The sequence below is a fragment of the Rhodospira trueperi genome, assembly GCF_900101965.1.
In the GTDB taxonomy this organism is placed as follows: domain Bacteria; phylum Pseudomonadota; class Alphaproteobacteria; order Rhodospirillales; family Rhodospirillaceae; genus Rhodospira; species Rhodospira trueperi.
On record NZ_FNAP01000002.1, the window covers coordinates 283,424 to 301,767 of the forward strand.

At 68.3% G+C, this 18,344-nt stretch carries 14 protein-coding genes; 8 read left to right on the top strand and 6 right to left on the bottom strand.

What is annotated here, in order from left to right; genetic code table 11:
* Positions 1–241 precede the first annotated feature (241 nt).
* On the top strand, positions 242–3,046 hold the full coding sequence (gene polA, locus BLS85_RS04605) for a DNA polymerase I (protein WP_092782806.1): 2,805 nt from the start codon (positions 242–244) through the stop codon (positions 3,044–3,046).
* 7 nt (positions 3,047–3,053) lie between these two features.
* Positions 3,054–4,139: an alpha/beta hydrolase gene (locus tag BLS85_RS04610; protein ID WP_245699077.1), complete on the top strand. Its 1,086-nt coding sequence runs from the start codon at positions 3,054–3,056 to the stop codon at positions 4,137–4,139.
* 135 nt (positions 4,140–4,274) lie between these two features.
* Here BLS85_RS04610 and scpC read toward each other — a convergent pair whose 3' ends face one another.
* From scpC to BLS85_RS04625, 3 genes are all read right to left on the bottom strand, one after another.
* Entirely contained in the window at positions 4,275–5,792 is a 1,518-nt protein-coding gene (scpC, locus tag BLS85_RS04615) for a succinyl-CoA:acetate CoA-transferase ScpC (protein WP_425438464.1), read from the bottom strand.
* Between the two features lie 274 nt (positions 5,793–6,066).
* Entirely contained in the window at positions 6,067–9,192 is a 3,126-nt protein-coding gene (locus BLS85_RS04620; RefSeq protein WP_092782809.1) for an efflux RND transporter permease subunit, read from the bottom strand.
* A gap of 15 nt (positions 9,193–9,207) precedes the next feature.
* Entirely contained in the window at positions 9,208–10,380 is a 1,173-nt protein-coding gene (locus tag BLS85_RS04625; protein ID WP_092782812.1) for an efflux RND transporter periplasmic adaptor subunit, read from the bottom strand.
* A 104-nt stretch (positions 10,381–10,484) separates the two neighbouring features.
* Here BLS85_RS04625 and BLS85_RS04630 point away from each other — a divergent pair, with 104 nt between their 5' ends.
* A complete protein-coding gene (locus BLS85_RS04630; RefSeq protein ID WP_092782815.1) occupies positions 10,485–11,279 on the top strand; it encodes a TetR/AcrR family transcriptional regulator in 795 nt (264 codons plus the stop codon).
* Positions 11,280–11,316: 37 nt separating this feature from the next.
* On the opposite strand, the gene BLS85_RS04635 is transcribed toward BLS85_RS04630, so the two are convergent.
* A complete protein-coding gene (locus tag BLS85_RS04635; RefSeq protein ID WP_092782818.1) occupies positions 11,317–11,820 on the bottom strand; it encodes a copper chaperone PCu(A)C in 504 nt (167 codons plus the stop codon).
* A 335-nt stretch (positions 11,821–12,155) separates the two neighbouring features.
* Here BLS85_RS04635 and BLS85_RS04640 point away from each other — a divergent pair, with 335 nt between their 5' ends.
* Positions 12,156–13,991, top strand: a complete 1,836-nt coding sequence (locus tag BLS85_RS04640; protein ID WP_092782821.1) for a phosphoenolpyruvate carboxykinase (GTP) — start codon at positions 12,156–12,158, stop codon at positions 13,989–13,991.
* 474 nt (positions 13,992–14,465) lie between these two features.
* Positions 14,466–14,591, top strand: a complete 126-nt coding sequence (ykgO, locus tag BLS85_RS04645; RefSeq protein WP_092782824.1) for a type B 50S ribosomal protein L36 — start codon at positions 14,466–14,468, stop codon at positions 14,589–14,591.
* A gap of 141 nt (positions 14,592–14,732) precedes the next feature.
* Here ykgO and BLS85_RS04650 read toward each other — a convergent pair whose 3' ends face one another.
* Entirely contained in the window at positions 14,733–14,927 is a 195-nt protein-coding gene (locus BLS85_RS04650) for a DUF1192 domain-containing protein (RefSeq protein ID WP_245699078.1), read from the bottom strand.
* A gap of 453 nt (positions 14,928–15,380) precedes the next feature.
* Between BLS85_RS04650 and BLS85_RS04655 the strand changes: the two genes are divergently transcribed.
* Genes BLS85_RS04655 through BLS85_RS04665 form a run of 3 tightly spaced genes read left to right on the top strand, consistent with a single transcriptional unit; the run spans position 15,381 to position 17,843 of the window.
* A complete protein-coding gene (locus BLS85_RS04655; protein ID WP_092782827.1) occupies positions 15,381–16,184 on the top strand; it encodes an alpha/beta fold hydrolase in 804 nt (267 codons plus the stop codon).
* A gap of 58 nt (positions 16,185–16,242) precedes the next feature.
* Positions 16,243–16,857, top strand: coding sequence for a 3-isopropylmalate dehydratase small subunit (leuD, locus tag BLS85_RS04660; protein WP_092782830.1), 615 nt, complete (start codon positions 16,243–16,245; stop codon positions 16,855–16,857).
* Positions 16,858–16,871: 14 nt separating this feature from the next.
* On the top strand, positions 16,872–17,843 hold the full coding sequence (locus BLS85_RS04665) for a 2-hydroxyacid dehydrogenase (protein WP_092782833.1): 972 nt from the start codon (positions 16,872–16,874) through the stop codon (positions 17,841–17,843).
* A 15-nt stretch (positions 17,844–17,858) separates the two neighbouring features.
* Here the strand turns inward: BLS85_RS04665 and BLS85_RS04670 are convergent, their stop codons facing one another.
* On the bottom strand, positions 17,859–18,299 hold the full coding sequence (locus tag BLS85_RS04670) for a DUF29 domain-containing protein (protein WP_092782836.1): 441 nt from the start codon (positions 18,297–18,299) through the stop codon (positions 17,859–17,861).
* Positions 18,300–18,344: the final 45 nt, after the last annotated feature.

Consider the following 18,344-nt stretch of genomic DNA (forward strand, 5'->3'; position numbering starts at 1 on the left):
ACTCCCCCTATAGTAGTGCGGCGCTCGGCCGTTCCGCAGCCAGCGCGCGCGATCCAGGCGGTCAAGGCGCCGTCAAGTCGTCCCAGCCCTCGCCGGAACAGGATGCGCTCAGCGAACAGGCCGTTGGCCCGGTCGAGGGGCAGACTACCCAGAGGGTCGATCATCGGCAACACGGCGCTTGATCCCGGCGGGCGCCGCCGCGACCATCATGCTTCCGCCCGCGTCCACCTCTGGAGGCTCCATGACCGAACCCGACAGCACCGCCGCCGCCACCGCCCCCGACCGCCTGTTTCTGGTGGACGGCTCGGGCTATATCTTCCGCGCCTATCACAGCCTGCCGCCCATGACGCGGCCGGACGGCACGCCGGTGAATGCCGTCTACGGCTTCACCACCATGCTGATGAAGCTGCTCGCCGACATGGACGCCGAACGGGTGGCCGTGATTTTCGACAAGGGTCGCAAGACCTTCCGCAACGAGATCCACCCGGACTACAAGGGCCACCGCCCGGACGCGCCCGAGGATCTGGTGCCGCAGTTCCCCATCATTCGCGACGCCGTGCGCGCCTTCAACGTTGCCTGCGTCGAGATGGAGGGCTTCGAGGCCGACGACCTGATCGCCACCTATGCCAAACAGGCGCGCGCCAGGGGCATCGACGTCACCGTCGTGTCGTCGGACAAGGACCTGATGCAGCTGGTGCGCGACGGGGTGGCGCTGTTCGATCCGATGAAGAACCGCCCCATCGGCCCCGATCAGGTGCGCGAGAAGTTCGGCGTCGGTCCCGACCGGGTGGTCGATGTGCAGGCGCTGGCCGGCGATTCCTCCGACAACGTGCCGGGGGTGCCGGGCATCGGCGTCAAGACGGCGGCGCAGTTGATCGAGGAGTATGGCGACCTGGAGTCCCTGCTCGCCCGCGCCGGAGAGATCAAGCAACCCAAGCGGCGCCAGAACCTGACCGAATTCGCCGATCAGGCCCGCATGTCGCGCGACCTCGTGCTGTTGCGCGACGACGTGGACGTGCCGGAGCCCCTGGAGGGCTTCGACGTCCGCCAGCCCGATCCGGACGCCCTACGCGCCTTTCTGGTGGAGAACGGCTTCAAGTCGGTGCTGGCCAAGGTGGAGGGCGACCTGATCCCCAAGCCGGGTGACGGCGGCGGCGCGGCGGCCGACCCCGTGGCCGAGGCGACGTCGGCCGCAGCGGCCTATGCGTTGGTCCAGGACATCGAGGCCCTGCGCCGCTGGGTGGCCGAGGCCCGCGACGCCGACGTGGTGGCCATCGACACCGAGACCGATGCGCTCTCGGCCATGCGCGGCGGGCTGGTGGGGATTTCCATGGCCACGGCCCCGGGGCGGGCCTGCTACATCCCGTTGGCCCACAAGGGGGGCGGGGAGGGGCAACTCGACCTGGGGGGCGGTGGTACGGAAGCCCCACGCCAGATCCCGCTGGACGCCTGCGTGGCCGAACTCAAGGACCTGCTGCTCAACCCCGGTGTGCTCAAGGTTGGCCACAACATCAAGTACGACCTGCACGTGCTGGCTCGCGTCGGCCTGGAGGTCGCCCCCGTCGATGACACCATGGTGCTGTCGTACGTGCTGGACGGCACGCGGCTGGGGCAGGGCACGCACGGCCTCGACGACCTCGCCGAGCGCCATTTCGGCCATGCCATGATCGCCTTCAAGGACGTCTGCGGCTCCGGCAAGACGCAAATCACGTTCGATCGGGTGCCGCTGGACAAGGCCGTCGAGTACGCCGCCGAGGACGCCGACTACACCCTCCGCCTGCACCGGCTGCTCAAGCCCCGGCTGATCGAGGAGCGTATGGTGACGGTTTACGAGACCCTGGACCGGCCCATGGTGCCGCTGCTGGCCACCATGGAACGCGCCGGGATCAAGGTGGACCCGGCGGTGCTGAAAGACCTGTCGAAAACCTTCGCCGCCCGCATCGGCGACCTGGAGGACGAGGTCCACCGCCTCGCCGGCCATCCGTTCAACATCGGCTCGCCCAAGCAACTGGGCGAGGTGCTGTTCGACGAGATGAGCCTGCAATCCGGCCGCAAGAGCAGCAAGACGGGCGCGAAATCCACCGGCGCCGACGTGCTGGAGGACCTGGCCGCGCAGGGCCACGACCTGCCGGCGCGGGTGCTGGACTGGCGCCAGTTCTCCAAGCTCAAGAGCACCTACACCGACGCCCTGGTCGAGGACATCAACCCGGACACCGGCCGGGTCCACACCACGTTCGGGCTGACCGGCACGTCCACCGGGCGGCTGTCGTCCAACGACCCCAACCTGCAGAACATCCCCATCCGCACCGAAGAGGGCCGGCGCATCCGCGAGGCGTTCGTCGCCGAGCCCGGGCATGTGCTGCTGTCGGCGGACTACTCGCAGATCGAGTTGCGGCTGGTGGCCCATGTCGCCGACATCAAGGCGCTGAAGGAAGCCTTCCACCACGGCGCCGACATTCACGCCATCACCGCCAGCCGCATGTTCGGGGAACCCGTCGAGGGCATGGACCCGATGCTGCGCCGCCGCGCCAAGGCCATCAACTTCGGCATCATCTACGGCATTTCCGCTTTCGGGCTATCGCGGCAGCTGTCCATCCCGCGCGGCGAGGCACAGCGGTTCATCGACGCCTACTTCCAGGAGTTCCCGGAAATCCTGGACTACATGGAGCGCACCAAGGACGAGGCGCGCAAACACGGCTTCGTCCGCACCCTGTTCGGCCGCAAATGCTGGGCGCCCGGCATCAACGACAAGAACCCCAACGCGCGCGGCCTGGCCGAACGCGCGGCCATCAACGCGCCGATCCAGGGCGGGGCGGCCGACATCATCAAGCGCGCCATGGTGAAGCTGCCGGACGCCCTGACCGAGGCGGGGCTGGGCGCGCGCCTGCTGCTCCAGGTCCACGACGAACTGATCCTGGAGGTGCCGGAGGCCGAGGCCGACCAAACCGCCGCGCTGGTGCGCAAGGTCATGGAGGGCGCGGCGTCCCTGTCCGTGCCGCTGGTGGTGGACACGGGGACGGCCGGCACCTGGGCCGAGGCGCATTGAGGACGGCATGGCGCGCATGCAGCAGAACGGGTTTTCCCTCACCCGCCGCCACACCCTCACCCTGGGGCTGGGCGCGGTCGGTGCCGTGGCCATGACCGGCTGCGCGCCGACGCTGGCGCCGGCGGGGCCGGGCGGGGTGGTGGGGCCGCGCCTGGACGGAGACGACGGGGTCGTCGCCTCCGACGGCGCGCGGCTGCCGCTGACCCGCTGGCGACGCACCGACGACCCGGCGGCCGTCCTGATCGCCCTGCACGGCTTCAACGACCACGCCGGGGCGTTCCGCGAGGTCGGGCCATTCCTCGCCAATCGCGGCCTGATCGTCTGGGCGCCGGATCAACGCGGCTTCGGCCGGGCGCCCCATCGCGGCCTGTGGGCCGGCGCCGATCGCATGGCCGACGACCTGCGCGACCTGGTGGCGCTGGCCCGCGCCGAATGGCCGGGACGGCGGGTGCTGGTGCTGGGCGAGAGCATGGGCGGCGCCGTGTCCATGGTGGCCCGGGCGGACCCCGCGCGGCCGCTGGACATCGACGGCCTGATCCTCAGCGCTCCGGCGGTGTGGGGCCGCTCGGCGATGCCGTTCCTGTACCGTCTGGTTCTGGACGTCACCACGGCGCTGGCCCCGGGGCTGACGGTCTCCGGAAAGAACCTCGACATCTGGCCGTCGGACAACATCGAGATGCTGCGCGCCCTGGGCCGCGATCCCCTGATGATCCGCCAGACGCGCAGCGACACCATCAGCGGACTGGTGGACCTGATGGATGCCGCCCTGGGCGCGGCGCCCCGGGTGGCGCCGCCGTTCCTAGTGCTGGCCGGGGCCAACGACCAGATCATTCCGGCCGAACCGACGCTGAAGGCCTTGCGGGCGATGGTCGGTGACGGCGCCGATCCGCGCCGCCGCGCCGCCCTCTATGCCGACGGCTGGCACATGCTGCTGCGCGATCTGGGCGCGGTCACGCCCCTGGAGGATATCGTTGCCTGGGTCGCCGATCCGGCGGCCCCGCTGCCCTCCGGCGCCGATCGGCGGGCGCGTGCGCTGCTGGCCGGCGACCTGAAGGTCACGCCGCGCAAGGTGCCGGCCTATCCGGCGTACTGACGGGGCTGAGATGCGCGTTAGAAAGGCCGGGCGGGCCGTCTCCGTCCGAGAGCATGTCTCCTCGAAACGGGTCGCGCGGGTGGCCTGGGTGGAGACCGGCGCGCCCGTTGCCCCTCGGATCGGTCCCGATCCGCTCTACGGTCGCATGGATCCGGTCCTGACAAAGCGCGCGTGCCAAGAGAGGGCCTCGTCCAGCAGAGTCGGGGCATGGCCGCCAAAGGACCCGGATTCCGCCCGCGCCACATAGTCGGCGAGGGCCGGGCGAAAGTCCGGGTGGGCGCACTTTTCAATGATCGCGAGGGCGCGCTGCCGCGGCGCCAGGCCGCGCAGATCGGCGAGACCCTGTTCCGTCACCAGAACCTGAACGTCCTGCGCGATGTGGTCCACGTGGCTGACCTTGGGCACGATGGCCGAGATTGCTCCGCCCTTGGCCGTCGACGGCGTCATGAAGATGGATACGTAAGCATTGCGCGCGAAATCGCCCGATCCGCCAATCCCGTTTTGGATGCGTGAGCCCATGACGTGGGTCGAGTTCACATTGCCGTAGATGTCGGCTTCGATGAGCCCATTCATGGCTAGGCATCCCAGTCGGCGCACCAACTCCGGATGGTTGGAGATTTCCTGGGGGCGCAGGATCAGGCGGTCGCGGAATCGCTCGGCCTGGGCGTTGAACCGGTCTGCCGCCTCGGGGCTGAGCGAAAAGGCCGTGGCCGAAGCAACGCTCAGCTTGCCGCTTTCCAGCAGATCCAGCATGCCGTCCTGGATTACCTCGGTATAGGCCGTCAGACCCTCGAACGGGGCCTCCAGCAAACCGGCGAGCACGGCGTTGGTGACATTCCCCACCCCGGACTGCAAAGGCAGCAGCGAAGGCGGCAGGCGTCCGCGCCGCACCTCGTCGCGCAGGAAGTCCAGCAAGTGTCCGGCGATGGCCTCCGCCACGCCGTCCGGCGCGGCGAACGGTTGGTTGCGGTCCGGGGCGTCGGTTTCCACGATCGCGACGATCCTGTCGGGATCACAGCGCAGGGTCGGCTGGCCGATGCGCTGGCCCGGCCGGACCAGCGGAATCGGCACCCGATCGGGGGGCAGCGCGGTGCCGTAATAGATGTCGTGCATCCCGGACAGGGCCTCGCTTTGCCAGCGATTGACCTCCAGAATCACCTGCCCGGCGCGCTCCAGCCATGTCTTGTTGTTGCCGATGGATGTGGAGGGAATCAGCGCGCCGTCTTCCGTAATGCCGGAGACCTCGATCAGCGCTGTGTCCAACGGGCCCAAGAACCCCTGCCAGGCCATTGGGGCGACTTGGCTGAGGTGCATGTCGACGTAATGCATGCGCCCGGCGTTGATCTTCTCACGCGCAATCGGGTCCGAGTTATAGGGCAGCCGGTATTCGACGCCATCGGCCCGCGCCAGAGCACCGTCCAGTTCCGGCCCCGTGGACGCACCGGTCCAGATGCGAACGCGGAACGGCCGTCCGGCGGCGTGTTCGGCCTCGATACGCTGGGCCAGGGCCAAGGGAACCCGCTTCGGATAGCCCGATCCGGTGAAGCCGCTCATGCCGATTGTCGTTCCCGACGCGATCAGGCCGGCGGCGTCTTCCGGGCTCATCACACGGGCGCGCAGATCGGGGTGAAGAATGCGATGGGGGGCGCTCAAGCGGAGGTCCTCCTGACTGGGAAGCCGGCGCGCGGACGATCCAGAACGCCCGGCGAAGCCCGCTTTCTACCCACCAGGGGTTCCGTTTTGCTAGCCACGACACGACCGCGCATAGCTGCCATGCGCCGCCCTCGCGAGAGGAACTCGGCGGAGCGACCAGACGACGTGCCGTCCACCGGTGCGCCCACGCCACCCGTCTGTCGCCCAGGGTCGGCGACATCGTCGACACCTGAGGCCGGCCATCGAATGACGTTCGTTGATTCGTCGGCCGGTCTCAATCCTCGGTTCGCGGGTTACGATCTCCCTTGCCGGTCAGGCGCCGGATCACCACGAAGAACAGCGGCACCAGCAGCACGCCCAGCGCGGTGGCGGCGATGGTGCCGCCCAGCACGCCCGAGCCGATGGCGTTTCGGCCGGCCGCGCCGGCCCCCGTGCTCAGGACCAGCGGGGTGACACCCAGACCGAAGGCCATCGAGGTCATGACGATGGGCCGAAAACGCTGCCGCGCCGCCTCGATCACGGCGGTCAGCAGAGGCTCGCCGCCGTCCTGCCGGTGGCGCGCGAATTCCACGATCAGGATCGCGTTCTTACCGGTCAGGCCGATCGTGGTCAGCAGGCCCACCTGGAAGAAAACATCGTCGGCGAACCCGCCGATCTGCGCGGCGGTCAGAGCCCCCAGCACGCCCAGCGGCATGGCCAGCATCACCGCCGCCGGGATGGCCCAGCTTTCGTACAGGGCCGCCAACGATAGGAACACGGCCGCCAGCGACAGGGCGTACAACAGCGGCGCCTGACCGCCGGTCTGCTGCTCCTCCAGGGACAGGCCGGTCCAGGCCAGATCGAACCCGGGTGGCAACTGGCCGGCCAGCCTTTCCATTTCCGCCATGGCTTCGCCGCTGGTCACGCCGGCCACGGGGCTGCCCTGCAACTGCATGGCCGGCACGCCGTTGTAGCGGTAGAGGCCCTGCGGGCCGAACTCCCATCTGCCCTCGGCGAAATTGGAGAACGGCACCAGCCCGCCGCTGGCATTCCGCACACGCCAGCGTTCGATGTCCTCCGGTGTCCCGCGGGCCTCGGCCTCGCCCTGAACATAGACCTTCTTGATCCGGCCGTTGTTCAGGAAGTCGTTGACGTATCGGCCGGCCCAGGCCACGGACAGCAGGTCGGCAACGTCCACGGCCGTCACGCCCATGGCGCCGGCCTTGCGCCAGTCGATGTCCAGGGCGTATTGCGGCGCGTCTTCCTGACCGTTGGGACGAATGGAGCCGATGATCGGGCTCTGCATTGCCATGCCCATGAGCTGGTTGCGGGCCGCCAGAAGCTCCTCGTGAGTCTGACCGCCGCGCGACTGGAGGTAGACATCAAAGCCAGAGACGTTGCCCAGCTCGATGACCGCCGGCGGGACAATGGGAAACACCATGGCGTCCTGGATCTGACTGAAGGCTCCATAAGCCCGGCCGGCCACCGCCTGGACGCCCAGTCCCGGCGCTTGCCGTTCCTTCCAGTCCTTCAGGCGGACGAAGGCAATGCCCATGTTCTGGCCCTGGCCGGCGAAACTGAACCCCACCACCGTGATGAGGGCGTCGACGGCTTCGGTCTCGTTGGTGAGGAAGTGGTCCTCAATGCGCTCGATGACCGTCAGTGTGCGGTCGGCGGTGGCGCCGGGCGGGCCTTGAACCAGCACGAACAGGATGCCCTGATCCTCTTCCGGCAGGAACCCGGTGGGTGTCTTCACGAACAGCCACCCCATGCCGCCGACCAGGACCAGATAGATCAGGCCGATGCGCAGGGGGCGGCGCACCACCCCCGACACGCTCCAGGTGTATCCCCGCGTCAGCCGGTTGAAGGCGCTGTTGAACCACGCCAGCGGCCCGCGTTTCGGATGCATGTCGCGGGCCCGCAGCAGGCTGGCGCACAGCGCCGGCGACAGGGTCAGGGCCACCACCACCGACAGAATCATGGCCGATACGATGGCCACCGAGAACTGGCGGTAAATGACGCCGGTGGACCCGCCGAAGAAGGCCATCGGCACGAACACGGCCGACAACACCAGGGCGATGCCCACCAGGGCTCCGGTGATCTGGCTCATGGACTTGCGCGTGGCTTCGCGCGGGTTTAGGCCCTCCTCCTCCATGATGCGTTCGACGTTCTCCACCACCACGATGGCATCGTCCACCAGAAGGCCGATCGCCAGCACCATGGCCAGCATGGTCAGGGTGTTGATGGAATAGCCGGCGGCTGCCAGCACGCCGAAGGTGCCCAGCAGCACCACGGGCACGGCCAAGGTCGGAATCAGGGTGGCGCGGATGTTCCCCAGGAACAGCAGCATCACCACGAACACGAGGAGAATGGCCTCGAACAGGGTCTTCACCACCTCCTCGATCGAGATCTTGACGAAGGGCGTGGTGTCGTAAGGAAAGACGTAGGTCACGCCTTCGGGAAAGAACCGCGACAATTCCTCCATGCGCGCCTTGACACGGTCGGCCGTGTCCAGGGCATTGGCGCCGCTGGCCAGGCGCAGCGCCATGCCACCGGCCGGCTGGCCCTTGTAGCGCCCGAAAGTATCGTAGCGCTCGGAGCCGATCTCCACCCGGGCGACGTCCTTGAGCAGGACCAGCCCGCCGTCGGTCTCGGCGCGCAGGACGATCTGTTCAAAGTCGGTCGGCGTCCGTAGCAACGATTGGGCGTTGACGGTGGCGTTGAGCTGCTGGCCCTGTTCCGCTGGCAGGGCGCCGAACTGACCGGCCGAAACCTGGGCGTTCTGCGCCGACACGGCGGCGATGACGTCGGACGACGCCAGTTCGTAGGCGGCCAGCTTGGAGGGGTCCAGCCAGATGCGCATGGCATAGGACGAGCCGAACACCTGCACTTCGCCTATGCCCTCGACGCGGCTGATTTCGTCCACCACGTTGGAGGTCAGGTAGTCGTTCAGGTCCACCTGGTCCAGCGCCGCCTTGCCCTCGGCCTGGGAGATGAGCGCCACGACCATCAGGAAACTGGCGGCGGACTTCCGCACCGTCACGCCCTGCCGTTGCACCTCCTCGGGCAACAGGCTCTGGGCCTGCGACAGCTTGTTCTGCACCTGCACCTGGGCGATGTCGGGGTCGGTCCCGGTCTCGAAGGTCAGGGTGATGGAGGCCAGACCCGACGAAGTGGATTCGGATTCCATGTACCGCAGGCCGTCCAACCCGGTCATCTGCTGTTCGATGACCTGGGTGACCGTGTTCTCGATGGTCTCGGCCGAGGCCCCGGGATAGGTGGCCGATACGCTGACCGACGGCGGCGCGATTTCCGGGTACTGGGAGACGGGCAGCGACAGCACCGAAAGCAGGCCGACGCCCATGATCATGATGGCGATCACCCAGGCGAAGACCGGGCGATCAATGAAGAAACGGGCCATGAGGCGAGCTCCCGGTCAGGGGCGTGGGGCGTCGGAGGCGCCGGCGGCGGCGCCACCGTTCGGCCCCGTGTGGGATTCGTCCTGCGGCGTGACCGTGGCGCCGGGCTGCACCTTTTGCAGGCCGGCGATGATCAGCCGGTCGCCGTCGGCCAGGCCGTCGCGCACGATCCAGTCGGACCCGCGCGCCTCGATGATCTCCAGGGTGCGTTCCTCGACCACGTTGTCGGCGTTGACCACCAGGGCGACGGGACGGCCGCGGCGGTCGTAGGTCACGCCCCTTTGCGGAGCCAGGATGACGTTTGTCTCAACACCCTGGGGCATCAGGACGCGGACGTACATGCCGGGAAGCAGCAGGCGGTCCGGGTTGGGAAACTCCAGCCGCAGGGTGACCACGCCGGTCTGTTCGTTGACATAGGGTTCCGCCGCCTTCAGCGATCCGTCGTGGTCGTACCGCACCCCGTCGGCCAGGATCAGCGCAACCGAGTCGGACGCCTCCCCGTCGCCGGCGGCGTTCTGACCGCGCCGCCACGCCAAGACCTCTGCGGCCGACTGGGTCACGTCGACCAGCACCGGGTCCAGGGCGCGGATGGTCGCCAGCGGGGCCGCCTGACCACTGGTGACCAGTGCCCCCTGGGTGGTGAGCGAGCGGCCGATGACGCCATCAAGCGGCGCATTGACGATGGTGCGGTCCAGATCGATCTGGGCAGTGCGCACGGCCGCTTCGGCGACCTGTACCGCAGCGGCGGCGGTATCGCGTGCCGCCACGGCCTCGTCAAAGGTTCGCTCACTCGCAACCCTCTCGCGCACCAGTGCGCCCTGCCGGTTGGCGTCGCGCTCGGCCGCGCGCAGGGTGGCCTGGGCCTCGGCGACCTTGGCCTCGGCAGAGGCCACGCGCGCCCGATAGGTCGCGTCGTCGATGCGGTACAGCGGCTGACCCACGGTGACGTCGGATCCTTCCTCGAACAGCCGTTCGACGATGATGCCATCGACCTGCGGACGCACCTCCGCAATGCCGGAGGCCACCACCCGACCTGGCAGTTCCGCAATCAGCGTGACGTCCTGCGTGGCGAGGGTCCGCACGGTCACAGCGGGGGGCGCGCCGGACGGCGCCTGGGCCCAGGCCGCACCGGCGGCGGCGAGCAACATCAGGCAGGTCAGTCCGCCTGCGAAAGCCCTGGTCAAGGTCATGGGGTTCTCCGGGGAGGGGCGCCCGGGGTGGGCGTCTTTCTTTTGGAAACTTGTTGGTTTCCAAAATACGGTCTAAGGTGGGCGAAAGCAAGAGGCTGAACGGGATGGCGGGCGCGATCGGTTCGCAGGACAAGGTTGAGGGCGCGGTGCGGCGGGGGCGGCCACCGCTCGACCCGCACACGCGCGAGACCCGGATTCTCGATGCCTTGGAGCAGATCATTTCCGAAGCCGGCCTGAAGGGCGCCAGCATGAACGCCGTGGCGCGCGCCGCCGGCATGTCGAAACGCACGCTGTATGCGCACTATGACGGACGGACCGCGCTGGTCGAAGCCTGGGTTCGGCGGGTGCGGGCCTCGCTTGTCCGCGAACTGCCCGACGACGCTGATGCCCGGCCGCTGGCCGAGCGCCTTCGCCTTTTGCTGCGCCGCGAGGTTCAATACGCCCATTCTCAACGACGCATGGCGGCGTTGCGGGCGGTGATCGCGGAAGCTCCCCGAAATCCCGATCTGGCCCGCACGGTCTATCGTGAGAGCGCGGTGGCGGCAAAAAAACTGATCGAGGCCGAACTGCGCCGCGCCCTGGCGGCCGGCGAGATTGCCGGGGCCGATCCCCGCACGGCGGCGGACATCCTGTTCGAAATGGTCTATCAGTCGCCGTTGGAACGCCTGATGAACCCGGACGCGTGTACCCCCACGCCGTCGGAAGCCGACCGCCGCCTGGATATTGCCATCGCCATCTTTCTGCACGGTCTGGGCAATCGGACAGCCTCAGGGGAGGCGCTGGGCATCCTGCCGACGCGGGAGACCCATCGGCTCGTCCCCGGCGACGCTCCGCGTCGCCGCCAAAACGGTGCATCACGGGAGTCCGGGGAAGGCGACGCGGATCCCGAGAAAAACTGAGGGCGCGTCGCGTGTTTCACCCTTCCCGCAACGCGCTCTATTGTCCGCCGCTCCCCTGTCCGTGCCCCATGCCGCCGCCCATGGCGCCGACACTCTTGACGGTCACGGTGACCTCGACGTCGCCAGCATGTTCGAAGGTCAAGGTGACGGGGAAGGCCTCGCCCTCTTTCAGGGACTCGTGCAGGCCGATGAACATGACGTGCAGACCGCCCGGTTGGAGCACGGTGGTTTCGTCGGCGGGGACGTCGATCGCCTCGACCTTTCGCATGCGCATGACGTCGCCGTCCTTGATGTGGGTGTGAAGCTCCACCACCTCCGAGACATCGGCGTCGGCAGCCACCAGCCGGTCGGCCTCGGCGCCGTCGTTGGTGATGCTCATGAAAGCGGCGCCCGCCCGGGCCCGGCCGGCGGAGGCGCGCGCCCAGGGATCGGCGATGGTCAGGGGGCCGACCGTGACCTCTTCCGCATGAGTGGCGATGGTGCTGGACGGGATCAGAAATAGCGCGCCGAGAAGGGCGACCAGGGCGTTGCGAAGGGTCATGACGGGCGGCTCCCATGATCTCGGGGGAAGGCAGGGGCGCGCGATACACGCTGCCGCTGGATGATGACTCACCCATGGGCACCGCGCATTGCGGCATCGCAGTGACAACGCGGCAACCACTCTGGACCCCCCGGCCGAAACCGGGCACACTGCGCCGCAACAGAGTTTTGTCATGGATGGTCGTGGCGTCCGATGAGCACGCGCCGCGATACACGCGAAGGTCGGCCCGCGAGGCTCGCGCCGACATCTATTGTCCGGGAAGCCGGACCACTTTATCCTGTTTCCCAGTTCATTCCAATTCGCAAATGTGCCGTGCCAATCGGGAGGGTATGTAGATGAACGATGCGCCGACCAAGCATGCGAAACTTCTGGCGTGGGTGGACGAGATCGCCGCGCTGACCAAGCCGGATCGCGTTGAATGGTGCGACGGCAGCCAGGAGGAATATGACCGCCTGTGTCAGGGTCTGGTGGACGGCGGATCGTACATCCGCCTGAATCCGGAAAAGCGCCCGAACAGCTATCTGTGTCGCTCCGACCCCGCCGACGTCGCGCGCGTGGAAAACCGCACGTTCATCTGCTCCGAGAACAAGGACGACGCCGGCCCGACCAACAACTGGGTTGCCCCGGCGGAAATGCGCGCCACCCTGAACGGCCTGTTCGGCGGCTGCATGCGCGGCCGCACCATGTACGTGATTCCGTTCTCGATGGGGCCGCTTGGCTCCGACATTTCAGAAATCGGCATCGAGATCACGGATTCGGCCTACGTGGTCACCAACATGCGCATCATGACCCGGATGGGTCAGGCGGCGCTGGACGTTCTGGGCGACGACGGCGAGTTCGTGCCCTGCATCCACTCCGTCGGTATGCCGCTGGTGGACGGCGTCAAGGATGTGCCGTGGCCCTGCAACGCCGACAACAAGTACATTGTCCACTATCCGGAGACCCGCGAGATCTGGTCGTACGGCTCCGGCTATGGCGGCAACGCGCTGTTGGGCAAGAAGTGCTTCGCGCTGCGCATCGCGTCGGTGAAGGCGCGCGACGAGGGCTGGCTGGCCGAGCACATGCTGATTCTGGGCGTCAAGAGCCCGGACGGCGAGAAGTCTTACGTCGGCGGCGCGTTCCCCAGCGCCTGCGGCAAGACCAACTTCGCCATGCTGATCCCGCCCAAGGGCTACGAGGGCTGGCAGGTCACCACCGTCGGCGACGACATCGCCTGGATCAAGCCGAAGCCCGACGGCACATTGCGCGCCATCAATCCGGAATACGGCTTCTTCGGCGTGGCGCCGGGAACCTCGATGAAGTCCAACCCCAACGCCATGCTGTCGCTTCACGCGAACTGCATTTTCACCAACGTGGCCATGACCGAGGACGGCGACGTCTGGTGGGAGGGCATGACGGACGAGCCGCCGGCCCGCCTGACCGACTGGAAGGGCCAGGACTGGACGCCGGATTGCGGGCGCACCGCCGCCCATCCCAACGCCCGCTTCACCGCGCCGCTGAGCCAGTGCCCGTCGCTGGACCCGGCGTGGGAGGACCCGGCCGGCGTGCCCATCGACGCCTTCCTGTTCGGTGGTCGCGTGGCCACCAACTTCCCGCTGGTGTTCGAGGCCAAGGACTGGACCCACGGCGTCTATCTGGCCGCCACCATGGGCTCGGAGCTGACCGCCGCTGCCGAGGGCAAACCAGGCGCCCTGCGCCGCGACCCCTTCGCGATGCTGCCGTTCATGGGCTACAACATGGCGGACTACTGGGCGCATTGGCTGAAGCTCGGCCATGCGATGAAGGGCAACCTGCCGCACATCTACCGCGTCAACTGGTTTCGCAAGGACGAGAACGGCAAGTTCATCTGGCCGGGCTTCGGCGACAACATGCGCGCGCTGGAGTGGATCGTGAAGCGGGTGCGCGGTCAGGCCCACGCGGTCGAAAGCCCGCTGGGCAACGTGCCGGCCTATTCCGACATGAACTGGAATGGCCTGCCGTTCGAGGAGGCGCTCTACAACCGCATCATGAGCGTCGAGAAGGCCAAAGCGCTGGGCGAGGTCGAAACCCAGGCCGAGTTGTTCGACCAGTTCGGGGATCGCCTGCCGCACGAGATCACGGCCCAGCGTGATCTGCTGATGGCCGAACTGGAGAACGCCCCGGAGGTCTGGGAGTTGCCGAAGTCGGCGTGATGACCTTCCAGGGGTCGTGACCGTGATCTCGTGACAGTGATAAGGCCCCCGCCGAAACAACCGTTCGGCGGGGGTTTCTTGTCTCCGGTCCCGACGCCTTTGGCCGAGTCCTGCGTGGCGGGCAGGGTGGCCAGTGTCACGCGGAAGCCCGTCGGCTGGGAGGGGGCGGTCCCGCGGGCGTGGGCGCCGGTCATGACGACCGCGACCCGGACGCGGTGCGGCGCAGTGCGCCCGGTGACGCGGAAGAAAGGTGCCGTGAGGTCCCTGCTCCCTGACGGAAGACGATAGCCCGGATGGGGGAGAAGAACAGGCCGGCGCCAGTTTCAGCCCCCGTTCTTCCGGCATTCTGGGACGTGCCGCAGGCGCATGATTCGCGTTGACGCCCGGAACACTGCTCTGTATGGTGCGCGCTCTTCGGTTCGGGCTGTCGTTCGAACCGTGGTTTTTTTTGTGCTGAAACCCGAGGACAGTCCGATGCGTGTGCGTAACTCGCTGAAGTCGGCCAAGACCCGCGACAAGAACTGCCGTGTCGTGCGGCGCCGTGGCCGCGTCTATGTCATCAACAAGACCAATCCGCGCTTCAAGGCCCGCCAGGGCTGAGGCCACGCGGTCACCGCCTGTGTGACCGCCGCTGGCCCCCGCGCGCACCGGCGGATGAGCCGCGCTCGTCCGTTCCAGAGTGCCTGCGCGGGTCTCGCGGCTTGGAGGGACAGCGTGTGAGCCCTCCGCCGCACCGCCGCATCATCCTCCCTTCCTGAACACCTCCTCCGCCGCCGCGCGGGCGCCGCCCTTGGAGTCGATCATGGCCCGGGCGCGGGCGATCTCGTGCTCAAGCTGGCGAATGTAGTGTTCCAGGTCGCCCACCGACATGACCTCCATGTTGGGCGGCGCGGCGAGCACGGGGCGGGGCTCCAGATCGTCTGACTCGATGGGCATGGGCGGGCATCCGGGGCTTGAGGGCACGGTGGGCCGCGACTCTATCAAGTCCACGCCTGACATGGGAAGCGTACGCGGGGCCGAACGAGGGCAATCGGGTGAATGCACCGTTGGCAAAACGCGAGACTTCGTAGGGCGGGTTCGCGCCGAAGGCGCAACCCGCCGCATCGCCGACACGCGGCGGATTGCCCCGCTGCGCGGGGCGAATCCGCCCTACCCCAACAAAAGATGGTGGGGCGTGCCGCCACAAGGCACACGATCCCCACGTCTTCATTGCCACGTCTTCATTGCCACGTCTTCATTGCCACGTCTTCATTGCCACGTCTTTGCGACCGCACGCCCTTTCACCCGATTGCCCTGGGTCCGGGCCGCCGCCGGAAAGGGCTTGCGTGGTCCGGCGGCGGGGCGGTGGAATGGCGCCTTGGCCCACCCCGCATCCCCGACAGGTGATCCATGCCCCTGAACCGCTCCGTCACCGGCGACGGCCCGCCGCTGGTCATCCTTCATGGCCTGTTCGGATCGGGCCGCAACTGGAATGCCATCGCGGGCCGGCTCGCCCCCCGGGGCTGGCGCGTCATCACGCCCGACCTGCGCAATCACGGGGCCTCGCCGTGGCACGATGCCACCGACTACCCGGCGATGGCCGCCGACCTGCGGGCGCTGCTGGACGAGGAGGCGCCGGGCCGGCCCGCCGTCCTGTGCGGCCACAGCATGGGCGGCAAGGCGGTCCTGCGGCTGGCCCTGGAGAGCCCGGAACGAGTACGCGCCCTGATCGCGGTGGACGTGGCCCCGGTCGCCTACCGCCACGGGCTGGAGGCCTACGCCCAGGCCATGCTGGACGTGCCGCTGGCCGACGTGCGTCGCCGCGCCGATGCCGACGCGGTGCTGGCCGACACCATCCCCGAGCCGGGCATCCGCGCCTTCCTGCTGCAGAACCTGGAGCTTCCGGGACGCGATGGCGGGACGGCCCGCTGGCGCCTCAACCTGCGCGCCCTGATCGACGGCATGGCGGACATCACCGGCTGGCCGGACCCGCCGGCGGGGGCGCGCTACGACGGCCCAACACTCTTCCTGGCCGGCGGCGCGTCGGACTATGTGCGGGCCGCGCACCAGGAGTCCATCCGCGCCCTGTTCCCCGCCGCTCGCGTCGAGACCATCGCGGGCGCCGGCCATTGGGTCCACGCCGAACAGCCCGACGCCACTGTGACCGCCCTGGGTGCGTTCCTGGACGAGGTCCTCGCGACGAACGCCCATTGAAAACATCCGCGTCCACGTTAGAAAGGGATCCACCGTCCCCGAACCCGAAAGGAAGGTCATGGAACCGTTCGTCCACCTGACCGGCGTCGCCGCGCCGATGCCGATCGTCAATGTCGACACCGACATGATCATCCCCAAGCAGTTCCTGAAGACGATCAAGCGCACCGGCCTGGGCAAGAGCCTGTTCCACGAGATGCGGTACGACGACGACGGCGCCGAGAAGCCGGACTTCGTGCTCAATCAGCCGGCCTACCGGAAGGCCTCCATCCTGGTGGCTGGCGACAACTTCGGCTGCGGCTCGTCGCGCGAGCACGCGCCTTGGGCCCTGCTGGACTTCGGCATCCGTTGCGTCATCGCGCCCAGCTTCGCCGACATCTTCTACAACAACTGCTTCAAGAACGGCATCCTGCCCATCCGCCTGCCGCAGGAGGACGTGGACAAGCTGATGGACGATGCCAGCCGGGGCGCCAACGCCACGGTGACCGTGGACCTGGAGGCGCAGGAGATTCGCGGCCCGGATGGCGGCGTGGTGCGCTTCGACATCGATCCGTTCCGCAAGCACTGCCTGCTCAACGGCCTCGACGACATCGGCCTGACGCTGGAGAAGGAAGCGGACATCACCGCCTTCGAGGACCGGCGGGCGCAACAATTCCCCTGGCTGGCGGCGGAATAGGGGCGCGCGTCGCCATGTCCGCGAAGCCCGCGCTGACCCTGGCCCGGACCCTGCCGGAGGCGGTGGAGGCCCGGGCGGCGCGCGACTACGCGGCGCGCCCGGCCCCCGTCGATACGCCGCCGCTGGGCGGGGACGCCCTGGTGGCGCACGCCGCTGGCGCCGATGGGCTGTTGGTCGCGCCCGGCAACGCGGTCACGGCGGCGGTCATCGACGCGCTGCCGGACTCGGTGCGCATCATCGCGACCTTCTCCGTCGGCTTCGACCATATCGACGTGGAGGCTGCCCGCGCCCGGGGCCTGATCGTGACCAACACGCCCGACGTGCTGACCGACGCCACGGCGGACATCGCCCTGTTGTGCTTGCTGGGGGCCGCGCGCCGGGCCGGCGAGGGCGAGGCGCTGATGCGCGCCGGCACCTGGACCGGCTGGACGCCCACCCAGATGATGGGGACGCACGTCACCGGCAAGCGCCTGGGCATCGTCGGCATGGGGCGCATCGGCCGCGCGGTGGCGCGGCGCGCCCGGGCCTTCGACATGACGATTCATTACCACGGCCGGCGCCGGCTGCCGCCCGATCTGGAACAGGGCGCGATCTTTCACGAGACCATCGAGGGTCTGCTGCCCCACTGCGATGTTCTCAGCCTGCATTGTCCGGCCACGCCGGAGACCATCGGCCTGATGAACGGGGCGCGGCTGGCCTTGTTGCCCCGGGGCGCCATTCTGGTCAACACCGCGCGCGGCGGCATCGTCGACGACGACGCCCTGATCGACGCCCTCAGGCGCGGCCATCTGGCCGCCGCCGGCCTTGATGTTTACGACGGCGAGCCGAACGCGCATCCGGACTACCGCGCGCTCCCCAACACCTTCCTGCTGCCGCATCTGGGCAGCGCCACGGTGGAAACACGCGAGGCCATGGGCTTCCGCGCGCTCGACAACCTGGACGCGGTGTTGCTGCGCGGCGAGGCGCCCGCCGACCGGGTGGCCTGAACGCCGCCTCGGCGCCTATCCGTTCCCCTCGGGCCAGAAGCCGTCGTCCAGGATCTGCCGGATGTCGAACGGGCAGTTGGCGGGAAATGTGGACTCCGGCAAGCCGGTCTCGCGTTCCGCCTCGATGCGGGCCAGACGCCATGCCCGCGCGATGGCGGCATCGAGCCCGGCCTTGAGGCTCGGATTGTCCTCAAGATGCGCGGCAAGGCGCAGCCGCTGTTCCTTGACCGACAGGCGCCACGAGTTGCCGCGACGGCCCGGCTGGACCTGCCACTTGAGCAGGTGCAGCAGCAGAATGACGAGCCTGTTCACCAGTTCACGCCGTTCCGTCCGCCCCATGCTGTCGATCTCCTCGGCCAGATGGTCGATATCGGCCTCGGCCAGACGCCCGGCGCGCAACAGGGCGGCCTGTTCCTGGGTCCAGGCGTGGAAATCCTGATCGTACAGGGTGGACATGGCCGGCCCTCCGCATCCGCCAACCGTGAAAGGATCCGGTCCCGC